Below are 16,723 nucleotides of genomic sequence, written 5' to 3'. Positions count from 1 at the left end.
GATACCTGCTAGTTTTGCTAGCAATTTTAGGTACCCGAGCCGAAAACTCTATTGACGATGCCTACTTTTCGGGCAGGTACTCGTTAGTCCAAGCACCCTCCACGTCCGCTAAGGTAGCAGTAGTAAAGCCGTTTTCGCTCATCCAAGTGGTGTAGGAACGAATCACTTCCGCATCCATCTCGCCCCAGCGCCCCGAGGGTGCATGCCAGGACGGTGCCATGAATTTGAGGGACGCGGTCAAGGTATCCTCTTCACTAGCGCACATAGTAGAAGCCAGAATGTCTACGGTTTCTGGCTGCTGGTCACGAGCAAAATCGTAGCCGCGGCCAGTGGCAGCCAGGAACGCCCGTACCTGATCTTCGTGGCTACGCAGATAGCTTTCTTCCACGCACAGGAAATAGGCGTGGTGGGGAGTAACTCCCATTTCGTCAAAGGATAGTTGGACTACCTCGGAGAATGGTTTACTGCCCTGGTAGGCTTCCCAGCCTAGAACATTGAAAATAGCGTCATATTTGCCTTTTTCAACTGCGCGAATATCGGGTTCGAATACTCCGGGATCCACGACATTTACCTTGGAAAAATCACCGCCATCTTTTTCGACGGCTTCCACTACCATTTGGATGAGCCGTTTAACCGGCGGAATTGAGACGGTTTTTCCTTCTAAATCTCGAAAACGGCGAATCCCCTTCTCCTGGAGAGTAATCACCCCACCTAGTTGGTTTTGATTAAAGGTAGCGACGGCTACGAAGGGGTGGTCGCTGTGGCGGGTTTCCAGCAGTTCTCCCAGCCTAATGGAGGCAAACTGGAACTCGCCTTTAGCAGTTAGCTGTGCGGGGGTGCCGCGGTCGAAACCGTCCCAAGAGATATCAACATCTAGTCCCGCTTCTTGGTACCACCCTTTTTTGCGGGCGACGAAAAGGCCTGCGTGGTTAGGCCAAGTAACTACATATTCCAAGCGGATTCGGGTTAAATCCATTTTTTCTCCTTATTTAATTGCCCCAGAGGGCGTTTTCGATTTCTTGATAAGCGGTCACAAATTTAGGTGTGGTACGTAGACCGGTCCGGTGAGTAGAACTTCCGGTCGCTGCCGGTGAGTCTGCCGATAAAAACTCGGCACGTTCCGGAATCTGGATCGCTACGTCCGCGATGATGCGGCCCGGGCGCTCGGACATCACCAACACGCGGTCAGCTAGGGTTACTGCCTCGGCAATATCGTGCGTGACTAGCAGGAGGGTTAAACCGCGGCTGCGAGTAGCTTGCCAGAGCCAGCGTTGCATTTGAGCCCGGGTTATTTGATCGAGAGCCCCGAAAGGTTCATCCAGGGCGATTAAGGTCGGTTTGGCGAGCATAGTGCGCAAAAAAGCAACTCGCGAACGCATCCCCCCGGACAGTTGCGCCGGGTAGGCGCGGGAAAATTGTTGTAGCTCAAACTGAGCGAGGAGGGCGCGGGCGCGCTCGCGGGCTTCCCGGCGGGTCACTCCCCGGATACGTAGCGGGAGGGCCACGTTATCTTCAATCGTGTTCCAAGAAAATAGTCCATCGCGTTGCGGCATCAAGGCAACTAGGGGTTCTGGCACAGACCAAGTGATTTTTCCCTGATCTGGGGAGCTGAGACCGGCGATTATCCGCAGCAAGGTCGATTTTCCGCAACCTGAGGGTCCCACCAGGGCCGTTACCGTTCCTGCAGTGATAGTTATCCCCACGTCCTCCAAGGCAATCAGGGGCGGGGTAGTAAATTTCTTCGTTACCTCTGATATTTCTAGTAGGCTCATTTTGCCTTCTTCCAGGGGATTAAGATGCGTTCGGCCAGTTCTACCAGCAGGTAGGCTGCTAAGGTCATCAAGGTCAAGATTCCGGCTCCGAAGAACACTAGTTCTGTTCGGAAAGATCCTTGGGCAGTGAGTAGATAAATCCCCAAACCATTTTCTGCCCCCACGAACTCGGCAGTGGCGGCAGTGGCGGGACCGTAGGTGACCGCGATGCGTAGTCCGGTCATAAAGTCTCCCAGGGCTGCCGGCATTCGCAGATGGGCGAATATCCAGGCGGGGGAGGCTCCCAGAGAGCGCGCCACATCTATCTGGTCGCGCGAGGGCGCAGATAGCCCTTTAGTGAAAGCCACGATAAGTGGGAAAACCCCAAACAAGGCCACCAGGAGGATTTTCGAGGTCATACCAAAGCCGAACCAGATAATCAGCAGGGGAGCGATGGCTACTACAGGAATCGTTTGGGAGATTACCAGCAGCGGCATCACCGCTTTACCGAATGTTTTCGCCCGCCACAGGGCGAAAGAAATCGCTATCCCGGAAATAATCGCTAGCGAGGTACCCGCCAGTACTTCAATCAAAGTTACTTGCGTGGCGAGCGAGGCCGCCGGCCAGTCTGCTATCCCCGCTTTTATAATCACGCTGGGGGCAGGTAGCAGCTTGGGGTTAACTTGCCCCAGACGGCACACCCCTTCCCACAGAGCCAGGGTTAACAGGACCAGTCCGGCGGCGACTAGACGCGAGCTATGTTTCATTTACTGCTGGTTTTGGCTAGGAATTCATTGGTTACTACCTCGGGGGCGGAAATCTTTTGCGTGTAGGGTTTTCCATCTCCGTCAGCAACCAGTTTTTGCTCAATAATGAAGTCCAAGTAGCTTTGCCACTTGTCCATATCGGCGTGACCGACAGTGCCGGCCGCATCTGGCCAATATTCTTTGGAAAGTTTCTCCTGGGAGGCGTTAACCAATTTGGCATCTAGCTTTGCCTGCGGATTAGCATCCATCAGGATCTTAGCGGCCTCTTTGGGGTGGTCTATCGCCCACTGGTAACCCTTTTGGGTGGCTTGCACGAAGGCGCGCACTAGCTGCGGATTATCTTTGATCAGATCTGCGCGAGTGGATATCCCGAGCAGCGCCGGGGTAGTAGGCACCCCGTACTTTTCGTAGTCAAAGTAGCGTAGTTTATAGCCGCTCTGTTCCGCCTCGATTCCCTCCCAGGTAGACAGCAGTTCCGCAAAGTCGGCGCGTTCATTCTCTACCGCCTGTAAGGTTTGGGCACCGGCGACTACCTTCTTGAAATCGCCCTTTCCGCCGTCCTTTTGAATCAGCATTCTGGTGGCGATATGTTGATAGCCGCCCCCGAAGTCAGCGAGGGTTTTACCGTCTAAATCCCGGGGACGCTGGATATCAGCCTTATCCAAAAATCCCACCATATAGGAGGATTTCGGTTGCAGGTTGAACACCATTTTGATTCCCAGGTTCGAGGCCTTCGAGGAGGCGATAGAGTCGGTGCCAGAGAACCCAAAATCCGCGCCTTTGGCAGCCATTACTGATTCCACGCCGCTCTTAGAAAAACCCATTACCTTTACGTTTAGTCCCGCTTCCCGGTAAAAACCTTTTTCTTTGGCGACATAGATCCCGGTGTGGTTAGTGTTAGGAGTCCAGTCTAAAATCACCGAAGTGTTCTTCAATTCGGGATCTTTAGTTGCGGAACTAGATCCGGTGGAACACCCCGCCAGGGTTAGGGCTAGAGTGCAGGCTAATGCGGTAGCTATTTTTCGCATGCTCTTTCTTTCGCTAGTTGATTGATGGTTGATAAATATTTTTTGCCTGGTTCGGTCAGAAACCATTGGCTATGACCCTGGAACCCAATATTCCAGGCCCAGTCTTTAATCTGCGGATCGATTGGAGCGAGCAGGTCGTATTCGATAGCAGAAAGGGAAAACTCTACGTTACACAGGGCAATCATGGCGCCGAGCATCTCGATTTCTTCTCCGGACAGCGGCAAGACCTGCCCATAGCCACTTAGTAAGTCACCGGCGACTTCCGGCCAGTAGCTGTCAGTTTTACCCTCGGTAATACTTATCCAGTCGATGCTGTGGCGCTCCAGGAGCACCGCCAGGTCGAAAAGCGGGGGATTTGGGCAGGCGAGTCCAAAATCAATCAGGGAAGTAATTTCATTTCCTTCCCAAAAAGTATTGGAAACATGCAGGTCGCCATGGGTAAAGTAGCGCGGGGCGCTCTTTAAAGGAGTAAGCGTTATTGCTAAGGGTCGCAAAGGCTCCAGCGCTCCCGCTAGGTCGGCTCCATTTTCCTTCAAATAGGTATCAAGTACCGGATGGGTATTTAAGAAGTCTGCTAGGCGCGCCAACGGGTCTCCCAGCATTAGCTCTATCCGGTTTTGATAGGGGCCGGGTTCTAGCGACAGCGGTTTTATTTTTTGACTGGCCAGGCGTAAGCGGGCAGCTACCCTCCCCAGTTCCACCGCCTCTTCACTGGTTTTCGGGGGTAGCCAGGAGCGCAGATCCCGGTAGCGGTCTTGCCCGGGGGCGCCTTGGGAAGCCTCAAAAATCCACTCTCCTAAGCGGAGCACGGTCCCCCTGGGGTTGAAAGAGAAAAAACGCGGGGTAGAAAAGCCGCTTTCTGCCAGCTGATTAACAAAGGAGTGCTTAGCCTCCAGCTCATTTTCGCTGACCAGATGGTGGTGGTAGCGCTTTAAAAATACCTGTTTGCCGCTAGCGGTTTTCAGCAAGCCGGCGGCAGCCATGGGGCGTGAAGAGGGAGAGAGCTTAGCGATTCGCTCCTCGCGAAACTCTGGGATTTCATTTAAAACTTCGGTGGCTTTACAGGCGCTAAGGGGTGGCCACTGGTTATTTACCACTTTTAGCTGTTGTTCCCGGTCCATCTGTGCCTCCTAAATATGCGCACAGGTGAACCAGCTTCCTGCGCCAGCATTACCTGGATCAGGTGTAACGGTCGAAGCGTTTTGCTTCCTCTCAGCTCGAAAGCTCCCGTGCTACCAGAAGCGTACCAGAAGATTGGTGGATTTGGTTTGCGCCCTCAAAATCCGGTAACGTAGTTTCAGTTCAAGGGGCCATTGGCGCAGGGGTAGCGCGCTTCCTTCACACGGAAGAGGTCACTGGTTCGAAACCAGTATGGCCCACCACTAACAGTTATTTCTGCAGGTAAGACTGCATTATCTTAGCTATCTCCACCTGGTCGCCAAGGGCACATATTTCCCGGGCAGAGTGCATTGATAAAATCGGTACCCCCACATCAATAGTGGTGATCCCCAGGCGGGTAGCAGTCATGGGGGCGATAGTTGACCCGCAGGTGACGGCATTGTTGGATACGAAGCATTGGGTTTTAACCCCGCAGCGCCTGGCCGCGTCCTCCCAAATATGCCAGCCCTGCGCATCGGTGGCGTACCGCTGGGAGGCGTTGAGTTTGAGTACCGGTCCGGCTCCCATCATCGGCCGGGTGTCGGGGTCGTGTTTTTCGGGATAGTTGGGGTTTACTGAGTGGGCAACATCTGCTGATAGGCACGAGGACTCCGCCAGCATCCGTTCAAACGCGTCAGGTTTATTTTCAGTGAGGGCGCAGCGGCGTAAAACCTGTTCCAGTAGCGGCCCGGCGACCCCGGTTTCGGTGTGGGAACCGACTTCCTCATGGTCAAAAGCTGCGCTGACCAGAATATTTTCTCCCTGAAAGTCCTTTTCTGCCAGGCTTAATAGGGCTTGAGTGGCGCTGTAAACGGATAGCAGATTATCTTGCCGGGCCGATGCCAGGAACTCGCGGTTAGTTCCTAGCCGTTGGGGTTCGTGAGTATCGAAAGTGTAGAGCTCATGGCTAGAGATCTCACCGGCTCCGTTGAGACCGGCTTGCTCTGCGATTACCTCAAGGATTCGGCGCTGAGAGCTTCCTACGTACCAGAGGGGATGCAAGTGTTGCTGCCGGTCTAATTCCAGTTTGTTGGCTGATTCGCGATCTAGGTGGGGAGCTAGTTGGGGGATAGTCGCGATTGCTCCGGTGCGCACCAGATGGCAACGTCCGGAGCGGTCATAAACGACCCCGGCGATTCCTAGTTCTCGGTTTAACCAAGAGTTAGGGAGCATCCCCCCATAAACTTCTACGTTTAGCTGCCCCCAACCATCGGGGCTGAGGCTATCGGGGGTGGGTTTAAGTTTGAATGCCGGAGAGTCAGTGTGGCTGCCGATGATCCGGAACCCTTTGGGGGAGCCCGCAGGTACGATCCAGGCGATGAGGGCGCCCTTGCGGCGTAAAAAGTAGCGTCCGGGTTTTTGCGGCCAAGGCTGCGAGGGATCGACTGGTTTAAAGCCCTGGGAGCTATATATCTCAGACAGGGTGTGCGCCGTGAAGGCGGCACAGGGGGATGCCGTAATAAAGTCAGTTAAACCTTGGGTGTAGGTTTCCAGATCAAAACTCGTCATAGTTTCATATTAGAGGGAGAGGATTAAAAAGTTCCTGTCCCTTAGCTGCAGATGCTAGCTAAGGGACAGGAAGAACCTTTGGGGCAAGAGTTACCTTAGAGGGATACCGGGTCGGTAGAGATGAAACCGTCGTCCCCGTCATCTTCGCGCACGTGCCGTCCGCGACGGTTCAACGCTTGCCGGGAGTTACCCAAGTCAGCCGGTTCTTCCCCTCCTAAATGGCGAGCATTTCCGGTGCGCTCTTTTACCTGGTTAGCGGGGGCGGCTTTCGGAGACTCTTTGCCCTGAGCCTTCTTAGCCTTAGCCTCAGCAGCTTTTTGTGCCTCGCTTTGCGTCTTTTGCTGTTTCGCAAGTTTTTTGCGCTGCTTCTTAGAGCGCTTAGCTAGTTTTTTGCGGAGTTTTTCTTCCTCTCGTTCTTGACGGCGAGCCGCTTTTTCTTGGCGAAGCCGTTCTTTTTCGGCTGCCCGCTGTTCCTGCGAAGCCGCGAATACTAATGCCTGTAAAAGCTGTACTTGCGAAACCCATTCGGGCAGTTCCAAGGCTTCCCGCAGGTAATAAAGCTGGTGCGCGAGCCGTCCGCGGTCAGCTAATAACAGATCATGAAGGTCTAGGCAGAACTGAACATAGTCACTGACTTCTCCCCAGGGGCGGCGGTCAGCCTTCGAAAAAAGAGGGAGCGCCGCCGGACGCAGCCGAGCTAAAAGCGCCGCCGCTTCCTTCGGTTTTAGCACCAGCGGATCTTTAGTTAGCGCCGTCCATACCTGTGACAAGGGGCCAGTTTCGTCCTCGAATACCTGGAGCGGAATATCTACCAACTGGGTGTCGATGGGGATTTGCCCCATAAGTTCGGGCAGTGGTTCGGAAGCAAAAAGTTGATCCAGGCTATCGCTATCGACCTCAATATCTAGGTTCGCTAACGCTACAACATCGCAGTCGCGCAGGTTACAGGCATCCTCCCCAGAGGAGACGCCGGCTTGGGGTTGTAGCGGAAAACTGGGGGAAAACTTGGAGGTCAGAGAAAACAGGGTAATCCGCGGATTGTGTGCCTGGCAGTAGTAGTCGGTGAGCAGGGAACGTGCCCGCTCCCAGGCGTCAGCATCCCCGCGAGTAACTCCTGTAACTATTTCCGGAACTGTGCTAATCATTTTTCCTCCACAACTAGCTTGTTACTTCTAAATTGTAGTCGAAGATGCTTCCGCCTTGGCGCGTGCGTTCACCGATAGCCGGATTTTAATCCACTGTTAAACCAGTTTTGCCCGGTATCGGCGTGATTGCGTCCTCCCATGAATTCTTTCGAGGGCGTGCCGCCTCATTTTGCACGTTTACTGCCTAAACCAGATATTACTGCCCGGCGTGGCCGCTACCTTCCGGGGCGTGATCCCTGCAGGTAGGCTGCCGGCACCCTAAAAACGAGTCCTTGCCCTAAATAAACAAGGTGGGGTCGATAATCAGTTCAGCGGTCTTTTGCTGCTTGCATCCCGGAGTTACCCGCGCGGGTACCCCGATAGCAGAGCACCCCGCAGGCACATCGCGTACTACTACCGCATTGGCGGCAATCCGAGCATCGGAGCCTACGTGGATCGGGCCGAGAACTTTGGCGCCAGCTCCTACCATTACCCGATCCCCCAGGGTGGGGTGCCGTTTCCCTTTTGACATCGACACCCCACCTAAGGTGACCTGGTGAAACAATACACAGTCGGTACCTATCTTGGTGGTTTCCCCAATTACTACCCCGTTGGCATGGTCAATGAACAGACGCCGCCCCAGGCGAGCCCCGGGGTGAATATCCACCCCGGTATAGCTGCGGGAAATCGAAGAAACTATCCTGGCCAGCAGTTTCAAGTTTTTCTTGAACAGCATATGTGCCAGGCGGTACGCCCAGACTGCGTGCACTCCCGGATAGGTTAGCGCCACTTCTAACTTGTTGCGGGCAGCCGGATCCGAATTGATGGCAGCCGCTAAATCTTCTTTACATAGTTGCACCAAAGTCGGTTCCGGCTTCGCCATTTTTTCTCCTAGTCCATTAGATCTTTGAACAGCGGGGTACTGAGGTAACGCTCGCCAGTATCGGGCAGCAAAGTCACGATACGTTTACCTTTCATATCAGGGCGCTGCGCTAAACGCAACGCTCCCACCAAGGCGGCACCCGCGGAAATCCCCACTAGCAGCCCTTCTTTAGCGGCGGCTTGGCGCGCCATCGCGATTGCGTCCTCAGTTTTTATAGTCAGGATTTCGTTCATTACTGCCGAATCAAGAATCTCAGGCACAAAGTTTGCCCCGATGCCTTGAATCCCGTGCGCCCCGGCCTCTCCCTTGGTGAGTAGGGCGGATTCTGCCGGTTCAATCCCGAAAACCTGGATATCGGGATTTAGTTCCTTTAGCCGCTTGCCTACTCCGGTGACGGTGCCCCCGGTTCCGATCCCGGCCACGAAAGCGTCAACTTTCCCGTGCGCGTCGGCCCAGATTTCTTCGGCAGTGGTTTTATAGTGCGCTTGGGGATTAGCGGGGTTGGTGAACTGAGAAGCCAAAATGGCTCCTTCGCGTTCTGCCACCACTTTCTGGGCGGCGTCCACAGTCCCTTGCATCCCCTCTGCTGCCGGGGTAAGTACCAGCTCGGCTCCAAAGGCGCGCATCAGGGCGCGGCGCTCTTTGGACATAGATTCTGGCATGGTGATCACCACTTTATAGCCGCGGGCGGCGCCTACCATCGCGAGGGCTACCCCGGTATTTCCAGAAGTCGACTCCACCAGGGTGCCGCCGGGCTTTAACTTTCCAGATGCTTCGGCGGCGTTCACCATCGCTAAGGCCACCCGGTCTTTAACCGAGGAGGCGGGGTTAAATGATTCGACTTTGGCTACTACTTCGCCGTCAAAATCTGCCGGCAGCAGGTGATTGATTTTTACTAGGGGAGTGCGGCCTACTAATTCAGTTACGTCTTTTGCGATATTCATGCTTTTCCTTCAAATTATTTTAAGTGAAAATGCTGGGTATCCAGCTTTAAAGATCTGGGGTCGGGGCGGAAAATAACCTACTGCCCCGTGGGACAACCCGCGCCTGGGCGGTCGGCGGGATGCCCCTAGCGACATACGCGACAGCGGGAGGAAACGGGAAAACGCATTTGCCTCTCCAATCTGGCGTGAAAACTCGGTCACTTCAAGTTCTAACATCTTAACTCTTTGCGGCGCAACTTTTATGCGCTCAGTAAAACTTGGGGATGGCTGTTAGTCGCCAGTTTTCTTGTTCCGGGGGCGCAAGTAGGCGCGGGAAGCTGCGTGCAAGCTGATTTGTTAGTCGGTCGAGCAGAGGTAAATAAAAAGGTCTAATAAACGAACTTGTCTGGGTGGCATTTACTCCCGCACTTCTCGGGTGATATCGGGCGCGGTCTCTACGTTGATTTCCCTGCCACTAATACTCGACAGATAGCTTTCGATCTGCGATTGGCTAGTTTCCAGCGGGGCAGCGAATCGCAAAGTGGCTTCTTCGGCAAAGTCTCGATCTAGGATCTGGTAACCGTTTTGGGTAAGTTTTGCCTCGATTTTTCCGGCTTCACTGATCGGTAGCTGCAGCTGGTAGGAAGGCTGGGTAACAATCCGCACCGTTTGGGCGTCCTTTAACACTTGCTGTACCGCGCCGGAATAGGCGCGCACTAACCCGCCCGTACCCAGTTTTGTACCCCCGAAATAGCGGGTAACTACGCAGGTCAGATTAGTTAATCCCGATTCGGTTAACACGTTTAGCATCGGGCCTCCGGCAGTGCCTGCCGGCTCCCCATCGTCGCTACTGCGGGCGGTATCTGGTCCGGAGTCTTGGTGAATAATAAAAGCAGTGCAGTGGTGGCGAGCATCGGGGAACTCACTGCGAATCTGCGCGATAAACGCGCGGGCGTCCTCTTCACTATCGGTGCGCGCTAAGGAGGCAATGAAACGGGAACGTTTAATCTCGATTTCGCTGCGGGCAGGGGCGTAGATAGTGCGCATAGCTCGATCCTATCTACTAGCCAGGCGGGGGAGGGGGAGGTTTGAGGTTTTGGGGCAAGTGCGTCCCAAGTGCGTCCTCGGAAAAAATTGCTTTGGGAGTCCCGTTTTCCCGAAATAGCGTGCTCGCGAGACAAATCACATGGTTGAAACTGGAATCTTTCCGCTATAAATGGCACAGTTATATAGGTTATTTTTCTATTTGTATTAGTTAGAGGAGTCCGTGATGGCAGTACCAAAGCGCAAAATGTCTCGTGCGAATACTCGCACCCGGCGGTCTGCTTGGAAAGCCAAGGCACCCCAGCTTACTTCGGTCAAGGGCAATGATGGACGTTCCTATGTGGCACCTCGTCACCTGGCCAAAGCGGTAAAGCTGGGGCTGTACAGCCCGGCAGACGATTTCGAGTAAAGCTCGAAGTTAAGAAAAAGCCCCTAGCAGTTTCCTGCTAGGGGCTTTCCTTTATGGTTTTTCTTGTTTGCTTCCCGAATGAAGGATCCCCCGGAGGATACCGAGGGATCCTTCTGTCATTCACTTTTCTTAGCGCAGGGAAGTACCTTTCTTTAGGAAGATAGTAGTGAGATAACCTGCGACCACCGTGAGCACACCGGTGCCGAGCAGCCACCAGATTGGAACTGCTGGCGGCTCCACAGGATTAGACTCACTGGGGTCAATCGGTCCAATTATAATGAAGAAAACTCCATCCCAATCCAGAGAAATGAATGGGGCATCGGGGGCGAAAAATACCAGTTGCCCAGGGAGAAGCATCAGCAGGAAGCCGATAAATTGCATTCCCACATAGGTCAGTACCGCCACTAATATCGGGCCGCCAATTTTTCCGAAACGATCCAGGAAAGGTTTGCCGTTTCCGGCGGTAACTATGAACTGGTAGAAGAAAACACTGGAAATCGAGGATAGTAACAGAGTCATAAGAACTAGAAACGCTACTTGCCAGGTCTCTTTGGTTGTAAAGAAGGATTTTAGAGCGGCGCCAGTGGTATCTTCTAAAAATATAGACGTGAATAGAAGTAGTCCTCCGCCAAAAAACACTAGCGCGAAAAAGAAGAGCGCTAAGAGATTAAAAAGGCTTTTTGCCCAAAATAGCTCGGTCGGACGCGCCGGGATTGACATGGTGAAATACCCAGTTTTGCCGTACATGGAACGGTAATAGTGAACCAGAAGGATTATCGAATACACCAGGTAGGCAGCTAGCATTCCTAAGAATGCCAATAAGAATATGGTAGCCCCTGCGGCTACGGAGTTACGTAAAATTGAGACGGCTATCGCGCTCAAGATTGCGGTCAGCAAGGTAAAACCGATGGTAATACCTAGCGGTTTACGCAGTGCCAGGAAATCGTGTTTCATTATTTTAGTAATCATCGGTACATCCCCCTAAATAGTCCGTCCAGACTGGTTTGATAGGTGCTGCGGAGTTGGTCTGCATCTCCGGTTAAAAATACTTGTCCTGCCGACATGAAGACGGCAGTAGAGACTACGGGCTCGACATCGCTGATCAGGTGGGTAGATAGCAGCATCACTGCCTGGGGATTGAAGCGGGAAATAACTGCCCGCAAGATGACGTCCCGGGCCGCCGGATCTACCCCGCTAATGGGCTCATCCAGCAGATAGACGCGCGCATTTCGCGACATGATCAGCGCTACTTGGAGTTTTTCGCGCATCCCTTTGGACATTGCCGATAGCTTTCGATCGGCCGGAAGACGGAAAAAATCTACCATTTCGTAGGCTTTCGCCGAATCGAAATCGGTGAAGAAATCCTGGTATTGGCGGATTGCCGAGCGCGGAGTGAGGCTATCAGCCAGCAAAGAACTGTCGGGTAGGTAGGAGGTGAAAGCTTTGGTTTCTGCTCCGGGAGTTTTCCCGAAAAGCCGAACCTCGCCCTCGTAATCTTGCATCACCCCCGCCAAGATTTTCATTAAGGTCGTTTTTCCGCACCCGTTTGGCCCCATGAGGCCGACTATGCCCCCGCTTGGCAAAGTTAGGTTGGCGTTGGCCAGCCCGATCTGGGAGCCGTAAAACTTCGACACTCCCTTTATTTCGATAGCGGGCACAGCCTGCTGGGGAGCGGCGCTGGCGGTTGAAGGGCTCGCCATTGCCAGCTGCTCGGGGTTTCCGCCTTGGGGTGAAGACGGAGGGGGTGGGAACTGGTTTAACTGGTTGTCAGTCATGAGATTCTCCCTGCTTCCATTGTTTTTCTACTAAGTCGAGTGTTTGGGGTAGGGTAGCCCCAGCTTTTTTCATGGTGGCGGCGAACTTGTCGGTGTGCTCCCGGAATACTTTCTGGCGAGTCAGCCAGATCTTGTCCTGATCTTGGGTGACAAACCGTCCCGCAGTACGTTCTGATACCGCCAGTCCTTCGCGTTCTAGTTCGGATAGGGCGCGCTGCACCGTATTCGGATTGGCGCCCACCATTTGCGCCAGGTCGCGCACACTGGGAATCTTGCTTCCCGGTGGCCAGCTTCCGGTGGTGATGCGGCGAGAAAATTCGTCGCGCAGCTGGCTCCAGATCGGAATCGCTGAGTTTAGCTCCATGTCCCCTCCTTTCAATCCTTTCGGTTACTGTATCAATGTAGTAATACAGTAACTCCGTTGAGGTGGCTGTGTCAAGCGGTTAATACAGATTTCTTTTGTGGTCTCTAGGTGCCGGACACCATAGTCGCCATACCTGGAGTTCAAGCAGGGGCATTGGTTTTTCCTCCTGCCTAAGGGTAGGGAGTTTTCTCCCGTTTAGTAACCCCGTTCTGGTCGTTTTTTAGAGGCGGGAAAACGAGTTAGTTCCACACGGATTGGGCAAGAAAAGCGCGGGGAAGAGGTTTTATTCGAGTGGGTGCGGTGGGCATAAAGTTTGGGAAATACGCAAGTATTTTCCGAACTTTGGGCGGGAGGAAAAACCTCTTTTCCGCGCGTACAGGCAGACTATGCAGCTAAAGACCATGCTAGAAAGCAAAAATCCCGCGACATATGAGGACACATGTCGCGGGACATCACTAAGTCGGGGCGACAGGATTTGAACCTGCGACCCCCTGCTCCCAAAGCAGGTGCGCTACCAAACTGCGCCACGCCCCGTCAGTTTTCAGTTCAGACCTCTAATAGGTTACACTGTTTCTCGCGGCTTCCGTTAACTCGAAGCGAAAGCCAGTTGCGAGTGTAGCTCAATGGTAGAGCCCCAGCCTTCCAAGCTGGTCATGCGGGTTCGATTCCCGTCACTCGCTCCACTTAGACGTCGGATTTGATAAGTACCCTTTTGCGTTAGCGAGTATCGCTTAGGGGGGTGTGAAAAATCGCTTGCGTTAGCGGGTTTGGGTTTTGCGTTACCTAGTATCTTGTTTTCCCTGTTCGAATAGGGTTTTGGGGTTTAACTCGCTAACGGATGATAGGTGGCGTTAGCTGTAGTGCTTGTGATGGTGGTTCTATTTCTATTTTTCGGTTGGATCTATTTTTCTCGCCCGTGTTTGGCTTTTAGTTAAGTTCTACTCTGTTGTATACGTAAGTGGCGGTGAAAAGTAGCGCAATGATTAGCAGTAGGCTGCTGGTGATTGGCCAGACCCAAGGTGCCTCGAGTGTGTCTTGAGCGAGGTTGTTGATTATGGGGGCGAGGCCAAGGGGAGTTTTGTTGCCCTCCTGGATAAATATCGCTGACATCGTTATTAGTAGGTAGGCTCCGAATCCGGCCGCAAGGGGCATGCCGATGCCTGGTTTAAAAGTGGCTGCGACCGTTTGTATTGCGTGAATGAGAATGATTTGTAGCGCCCATACCAAACTAGCCAATATGATCGGGGCGGGATTAGCGCCTGGGAATAACAGTGATGTTCCGGCCCAAGCCAGGGTAGCGCTGAAGACGGCAAGGAATAGGGTAGATAGCCAGCTGCTGATAGCAAAGCTGATGAGGTAGTGTGAGCGCTGCACGCTACCAGGGAAAATAAAGGGAATGTCACCATTGCCGGTAAGCACGCTGCAACGAAAAGAGTTCATTGCAACAAGGATTACGGTAAGAATTTGGATAAGGTTCTTTATCCATCCCGCGTAGGCTTGCTGCCAGGAAGGTTCTGGTAGCGACTCTATTAGCGTGGTTACTTCCGATCCGGCCAGAAATCTGATGATTCGCGGCGTGTATTGGGTAAACAATCCTTGGGTGAGAGCAAGGATAACGAATACCCCGCCTATAATCCATGTCCCATAGGAGCGTAGGAGCCAGACAGCTTGATAGCGCCAGATCAATCTGAAACTCGAGGTATTCACGATTTTTTACCGCCGTCCTTAGTTAGTTTGGTGAAAAGTTCATCTAAGCCGCTAAAGGTGGGGTGAATCTTTGCGGCAGAGTCGAGGCTGTAGATAGCCTTAGCCGCGGCGGTGGCAATGTCTGAACGCACTGTGACATCTAGCGTAACGTGTTTTGTTTGCTGACTGACTAGCTCGCCTAACTGTCCTTGAGCTAGCAGGCTACCGCGATGCAAGATCCCCACGTGGGTAGAGACTTTAGCGACATCGCTGAGGATGTGGGAGGAAAATACTATCGTTACCTGCCCGGTTAACTCGCGTAGTAGCCCCAGAACATCTGCTCGCCCAATCGGGTCAAGAGCGCTGGTTGGTTCGTCTATCAGTAGTAGTTTCGGGGCAGTAACGAGTGCTGCTGCTATTCCCATCCGTTGCTTCATGCCTCTAGAAAAGGAGCCGATTCTTCCGGGGGCTTTGTCAAGGTTCACCAGATTGAGTAGTTCGTCGCTTCTTTCGGCTGCAAGGTCTGGGGAGATTCCACCAAGGCGGGCGAGAGTGATGAGCGCGTCCTTGGCTCTAAGCCAGGGGCTAATCTGGGGGACATCAGTCAGGTAAGACACGCCTGGGATCGGTTTGACCGGAAGTTTGCCTCGACTAACTCCCAGCACGGTGGCGCTACCACTACTGGCTCCGGCCAGTCCTGCAAGGATCCTCATGGTGGTGGTTTTACCAGCCCCGTTCGCTCCCACAAACCCATAACAGGAGCCGGTAGGAACTCGAAGGTTTATGTTGTTTAGTACTTGGTGCTTACCGAAGGTTTTGGACAAATCTTTAGTAGAGACTGCTAAATTCATGTTCATTCCTTCGGATACAGCTTGCTTACCACTGAACTCGCATCAACCTGGTGATGTTTGGCTGTAGCCTTCTGTTCGTATTCGCGCTGCACCTTAAGCTGTCTTTGTTCGTGAAAGTACATAACCAAAAAGACGATTGGCCCAATCGCTTGGCCAAAGATGATAACCAAGAGCCACACTAGGCGATTTAAGCCGGCAATGTGAGCTCGCTTATCGCGCAGTAAGCAAATCAAAGACCAGACCACCGCTACCAGTTGCACTCCTATAAGGATGCAAACCCCTATCAATGCTGGGGTTGGCAAATACAACAGTTTATCTATAGGGTTCATTACTTGTCTCCTGAATTATGCAGCCGGGATTTTACCCTGGCTAACGCGGTTTTTACATAAGCGAGTTGGCAAGCGCCAGCAACGAGGGGCCATAAAGCAACAATGGACACCATCGACCGGCGGCTAATTTCCTGCTTGTCACCAGCCCGGCGCATTGCTGCAAGCCAGGCTATGGACATGGCTTCAACACCCATCAAATCAGCGTAATTGGCCAAACGTACGGCATCTTCGGATTCTGGGTCATCGCGTCGAAAGATCTGTGGCGCTAGTGCTGCAACAGTCGTTAAAACCACTGGAGCTAGCGCAGCCTGCTTGCCGGTAATAAATCTTTCAGAGCCTCCGCGTGTTGAGCGCTGGACGAGAACCTGCTCCTTGCTACTGAGCAGTACCGCCAAGAACCCAACCCCAATCCCACCGGAAATAGTGGTGAGCTTAATGCCGCGCTTTAGACGTGTGGGGACGTAGCTGGCTAAGTCCGGTAGAGAATCATCGGGTCGAATTAGCCCTAAACGCACACCAACAGCACCCAGATTAACGTCCCAACCCAGTCCGTATTTTCGAGGAATGAACAAACGCGGATTCTCTGGTTCAAAACCATCCAGCACAGCATCAGAGCGCCCCAACCACAGCCCGGAAACAGGTATCCCCAAAACTCGCGCCTGCCCTTCTATGTCCTTACCGAACCACTTCATTACCGTATTCCTTTCTGCGTTGTTCGCTTCACAGCACAATCAAGCGCCTCCCACTCGCGGCGCATCTGCAATAAGCGATTCTTCCCAGATTTTGCGAGCTTATAAATCTTCCTCGGCGGCCCTACCGGAGACTCCTCCCAAGCCGTAACTACCAACCCTGATTTACGTAGACGCGCAAGCAGCGGATATAACGTACCCGTCGAAATCTCCAACCCCGCTTCCTCACTAAAACGCTCTACAAGCTGCCCCCCATAAGAAGGACGAGACGAAAGCAATCCAAGGACAATCAGTTCAACAGCGCCCTTGCGCAACTGTGACTCAGACACAACCCCCTCCTTGCTTAACCATGTTCCTTGTATAACATACTACCGTCTGTCTAAAAGTCTAGCAACTACTTTTTCGCTAGGACGTCAGGTCTAATAAGTGCCCT

The 16,723-nt window shown here is 53.1% G+C and carries 19 protein-coding genes, 3 tRNA genes and 1 riboswitch; of the genes, 3 read left to right on the top strand and 19 right to left on the bottom strand.

What is annotated here, in order from left to right; all coding sequences use genetic code 11:
* Nucleotides 1-61: 61 nt before the first annotated feature.
* Genes KO216_RS05810 through KO216_RS05790 form a run of 5 tightly spaced genes read right to left on the bottom strand, consistent with a single transcriptional unit; the run spans nucleotide 62 to nucleotide 4,667 of the window.
* Entirely contained in the window at nucleotides 62-976 is a 915-nt protein-coding gene (locus KO216_RS05810) for an ABC transporter substrate-binding protein (RefSeq protein ID WP_215523325.1), read from the bottom strand.
* A 13-nt stretch (nucleotides 977-989) separates the two neighbouring features.
* A complete protein-coding gene (locus tag KO216_RS05805; RefSeq protein WP_215523324.1) occupies nucleotides 990-1,772 on the bottom strand; it encodes an ABC transporter ATP-binding protein in 783 nt (260 codons plus the stop codon).
* Entirely contained in the window at nucleotides 1,769-2,518 is a 750-nt protein-coding gene (locus KO216_RS05800) for an ABC transporter permease (RefSeq protein WP_215523323.1), read from the bottom strand. Before KO216_RS05800 ends, KO216_RS05805 begins: the two co-directional genes overlap by 4 nt.
* On the bottom strand, nucleotides 2,515-3,546 hold the full coding sequence (locus KO216_RS05795; RefSeq protein WP_215523322.1) for an ABC transporter substrate-binding protein: 1,032 nt from the start codon (nucleotides 3,544-3,546) through the stop codon (nucleotides 2,515-2,517). Before KO216_RS05795 ends, KO216_RS05800 begins: the two co-directional genes overlap by 4 nt.
* Entirely contained in the window at nucleotides 3,534-4,667 is a 1,134-nt protein-coding gene (locus KO216_RS05790; RefSeq protein ID WP_215523321.1) for a phosphotransferase enzyme family protein, read from the bottom strand. The genes KO216_RS05795 and KO216_RS05790 overlap by 13 nt, the downstream gene beginning before the upstream one ends.
* A gap of 18 nt (nucleotides 4,668-4,685) precedes the next feature.
* Nucleotides 4,686-4,787, bottom strand: a riboswitch (TPP riboswitch).
* Between the two features lie 66 nt (nucleotides 4,788-4,853).
* Here KO216_RS05790 and KO216_RS05785 point away from each other — a divergent pair.
* Nucleotides 4,854-4,928, top strand: a tRNA-Val gene (locus KO216_RS05785).
* Between the two features lie 7 nt (nucleotides 4,929-4,935).
* Here KO216_RS05785 and KO216_RS05780 read toward each other — a convergent pair.
* The 5 genes from KO216_RS05780 to KO216_RS05760 form a co-directional block, all read right to left on the bottom strand.
* On the bottom strand, nucleotides 4,936-6,213 hold the full coding sequence (locus tag KO216_RS05780) for a M18 family aminopeptidase (RefSeq protein WP_215523320.1): 1,278 nt from the start codon (nucleotides 6,211-6,213) through the stop codon (nucleotides 4,936-4,938).
* A gap of 95 nt (nucleotides 6,214-6,308) precedes the next feature.
* Nucleotides 6,309-7,358 (bottom strand): DUF6308 family protein, encoded by a 1,050-nt coding sequence (locus KO216_RS05775; protein ID WP_215523319.1) that lies wholly within the window; start codon nucleotides 7,356-7,358, stop codon nucleotides 6,309-6,311.
* 277 nt (nucleotides 7,359-7,635) lie between these two features.
* Nucleotides 7,636-8,220, bottom strand: a complete 585-nt coding sequence (gene cysE / locus KO216_RS05770; RefSeq protein WP_215523318.1) for a serine O-acetyltransferase — start codon at nucleotides 8,218-8,220, stop codon at nucleotides 7,636-7,638.
* 8 nt (nucleotides 8,221-8,228) lie between these two features.
* Nucleotides 8,229-9,164 carry a cysteine synthase A gene (gene cysK / locus KO216_RS05765; RefSeq protein WP_215523317.1) on the bottom strand — a complete coding sequence of 312 codons (936 nt, stop codon included), beginning with the start codon at nucleotides 9,162-9,164 and terminating at the stop codon, nucleotides 8,229-8,231.
* Between the two features lie 396 nt (nucleotides 9,165-9,560).
* On the bottom strand, nucleotides 9,561-10,190 hold the full coding sequence (locus KO216_RS05760; RefSeq protein WP_215523316.1) for a YigZ family protein: 630 nt from the start codon (nucleotides 10,188-10,190) through the stop codon (nucleotides 9,561-9,563).
* A 223-nt stretch (nucleotides 10,191-10,413) separates the two neighbouring features.
* Here KO216_RS05760 and rpmF point away from each other — a divergent pair, with 223 nt between their 5' ends.
* Entirely contained in the window at nucleotides 10,414-10,596 is a 183-nt protein-coding gene (rpmF, locus tag KO216_RS05755) for a 50S ribosomal protein L32 (RefSeq protein WP_022863893.1), read from the top strand.
* A 129-nt stretch (nucleotides 10,597-10,725) separates the two neighbouring features.
* On the opposite strand, the gene KO216_RS05750 is transcribed toward rpmF, so the two are convergent.
* From KO216_RS05750 to KO216_RS05735, 4 genes are all read right to left on the bottom strand, one after another.
* Entirely contained in the window at nucleotides 10,726-11,565 is an 840-nt protein-coding gene (locus KO216_RS05750) for a hypothetical protein (RefSeq protein ID WP_215523315.1), read from the bottom strand.
* The gene (locus tag KO216_RS05745; RefSeq protein ID WP_215524072.1) at nucleotides 11,562-12,296 is read right to left on the bottom strand and encodes an ABC transporter ATP-binding protein; all 735 of its coding nucleotides are present in this window, start codon (nucleotides 12,294-12,296) and stop codon (nucleotides 11,562-11,564) included. The genes KO216_RS05750 and KO216_RS05745 overlap by 4 nt, the downstream gene beginning before the upstream one ends.
* A 67-nt stretch (nucleotides 12,297-12,363) precedes the next feature.
* Nucleotides 12,364-12,735 carry a GntR family transcriptional regulator gene (locus KO216_RS05740; RefSeq protein ID WP_215523314.1) on the bottom strand — a complete coding sequence of 124 codons (372 nt, stop codon included), beginning with the start codon at nucleotides 12,733-12,735 and terminating at the stop codon, nucleotides 12,364-12,366.
* Between the two features lie 460 nt (nucleotides 12,736-13,195).
* Nucleotides 13,196-13,269, bottom strand: a tRNA-Pro gene (locus KO216_RS05735).
* Nucleotides 13,270-13,344: 75 nt separating this feature from the next.
* Between KO216_RS05735 and KO216_RS05730 the strand changes: the two genes are divergently transcribed.
* Nucleotides 13,345-13,418, top strand: a tRNA-Gly gene (locus KO216_RS05730).
* 244 nt (nucleotides 13,419-13,662) lie between these two features.
* Here the strand turns inward: KO216_RS05730 and KO216_RS05725 are convergent.
* From KO216_RS05725 to KO216_RS05705, 5 genes are read right to left on the bottom strand one after another with little or no spacing between them, the layout of a single operon-like run.
* Complete coding sequence (locus KO216_RS05725) at nucleotides 13,663-14,442, bottom strand: hypothetical protein (protein ID WP_309547284.1); 780 nt, start codon at nucleotides 14,440-14,442, stop codon at nucleotides 13,663-13,665.
* Nucleotides 14,439-15,272, bottom strand: a complete 834-nt coding sequence (locus KO216_RS05720; protein WP_215523312.1) for an ABC transporter ATP-binding protein — start codon at nucleotides 15,270-15,272, stop codon at nucleotides 14,439-14,441. The genes KO216_RS05725 and KO216_RS05720 overlap by 4 nt, the downstream gene beginning before the upstream one ends.
* A gap of 2 nt (nucleotides 15,273-15,274) precedes the next feature.
* Nucleotides 15,275-15,601, bottom strand: coding sequence for a PLDc N-terminal domain-containing protein (locus KO216_RS05715; protein WP_215523311.1), 327 nt, complete (start codon nucleotides 15,599-15,601; stop codon nucleotides 15,275-15,277).
* Nucleotides 15,601-16,293 (bottom strand): DUF5808 domain-containing protein, encoded by a 693-nt coding sequence (locus KO216_RS05710; protein WP_215523310.1) that lies wholly within the window; start codon nucleotides 16,291-16,293, stop codon nucleotides 15,601-15,603. The genes KO216_RS05715 and KO216_RS05710 overlap by 1 nt, the downstream gene beginning before the upstream one ends.
* Complete coding sequence (locus tag KO216_RS05705; RefSeq protein ID WP_215523309.1) at nucleotides 16,293-16,619, bottom strand: PadR family transcriptional regulator; 327 nt, start codon at nucleotides 16,617-16,619, stop codon at nucleotides 16,293-16,295. Before KO216_RS05705 ends, KO216_RS05710 begins: the two co-directional genes overlap by 1 nt.
* Nucleotides 16,620-16,723 lie beyond the last annotated feature (104 nt).

The sequence above is a fragment of the Varibaculum prostatecancerukia genome (genome assembly GCF_943169825.2).
Classification (GTDB): domain Bacteria; phylum Actinomycetota; class Actinomycetes; order Actinomycetales; family Actinomycetaceae; genus Varibaculum; species Varibaculum prostatecancerukia.
Note: the sequence above shows the minus strand (reverse complement) of the source record. Positions and strands in the feature narration are given on the sequence as shown.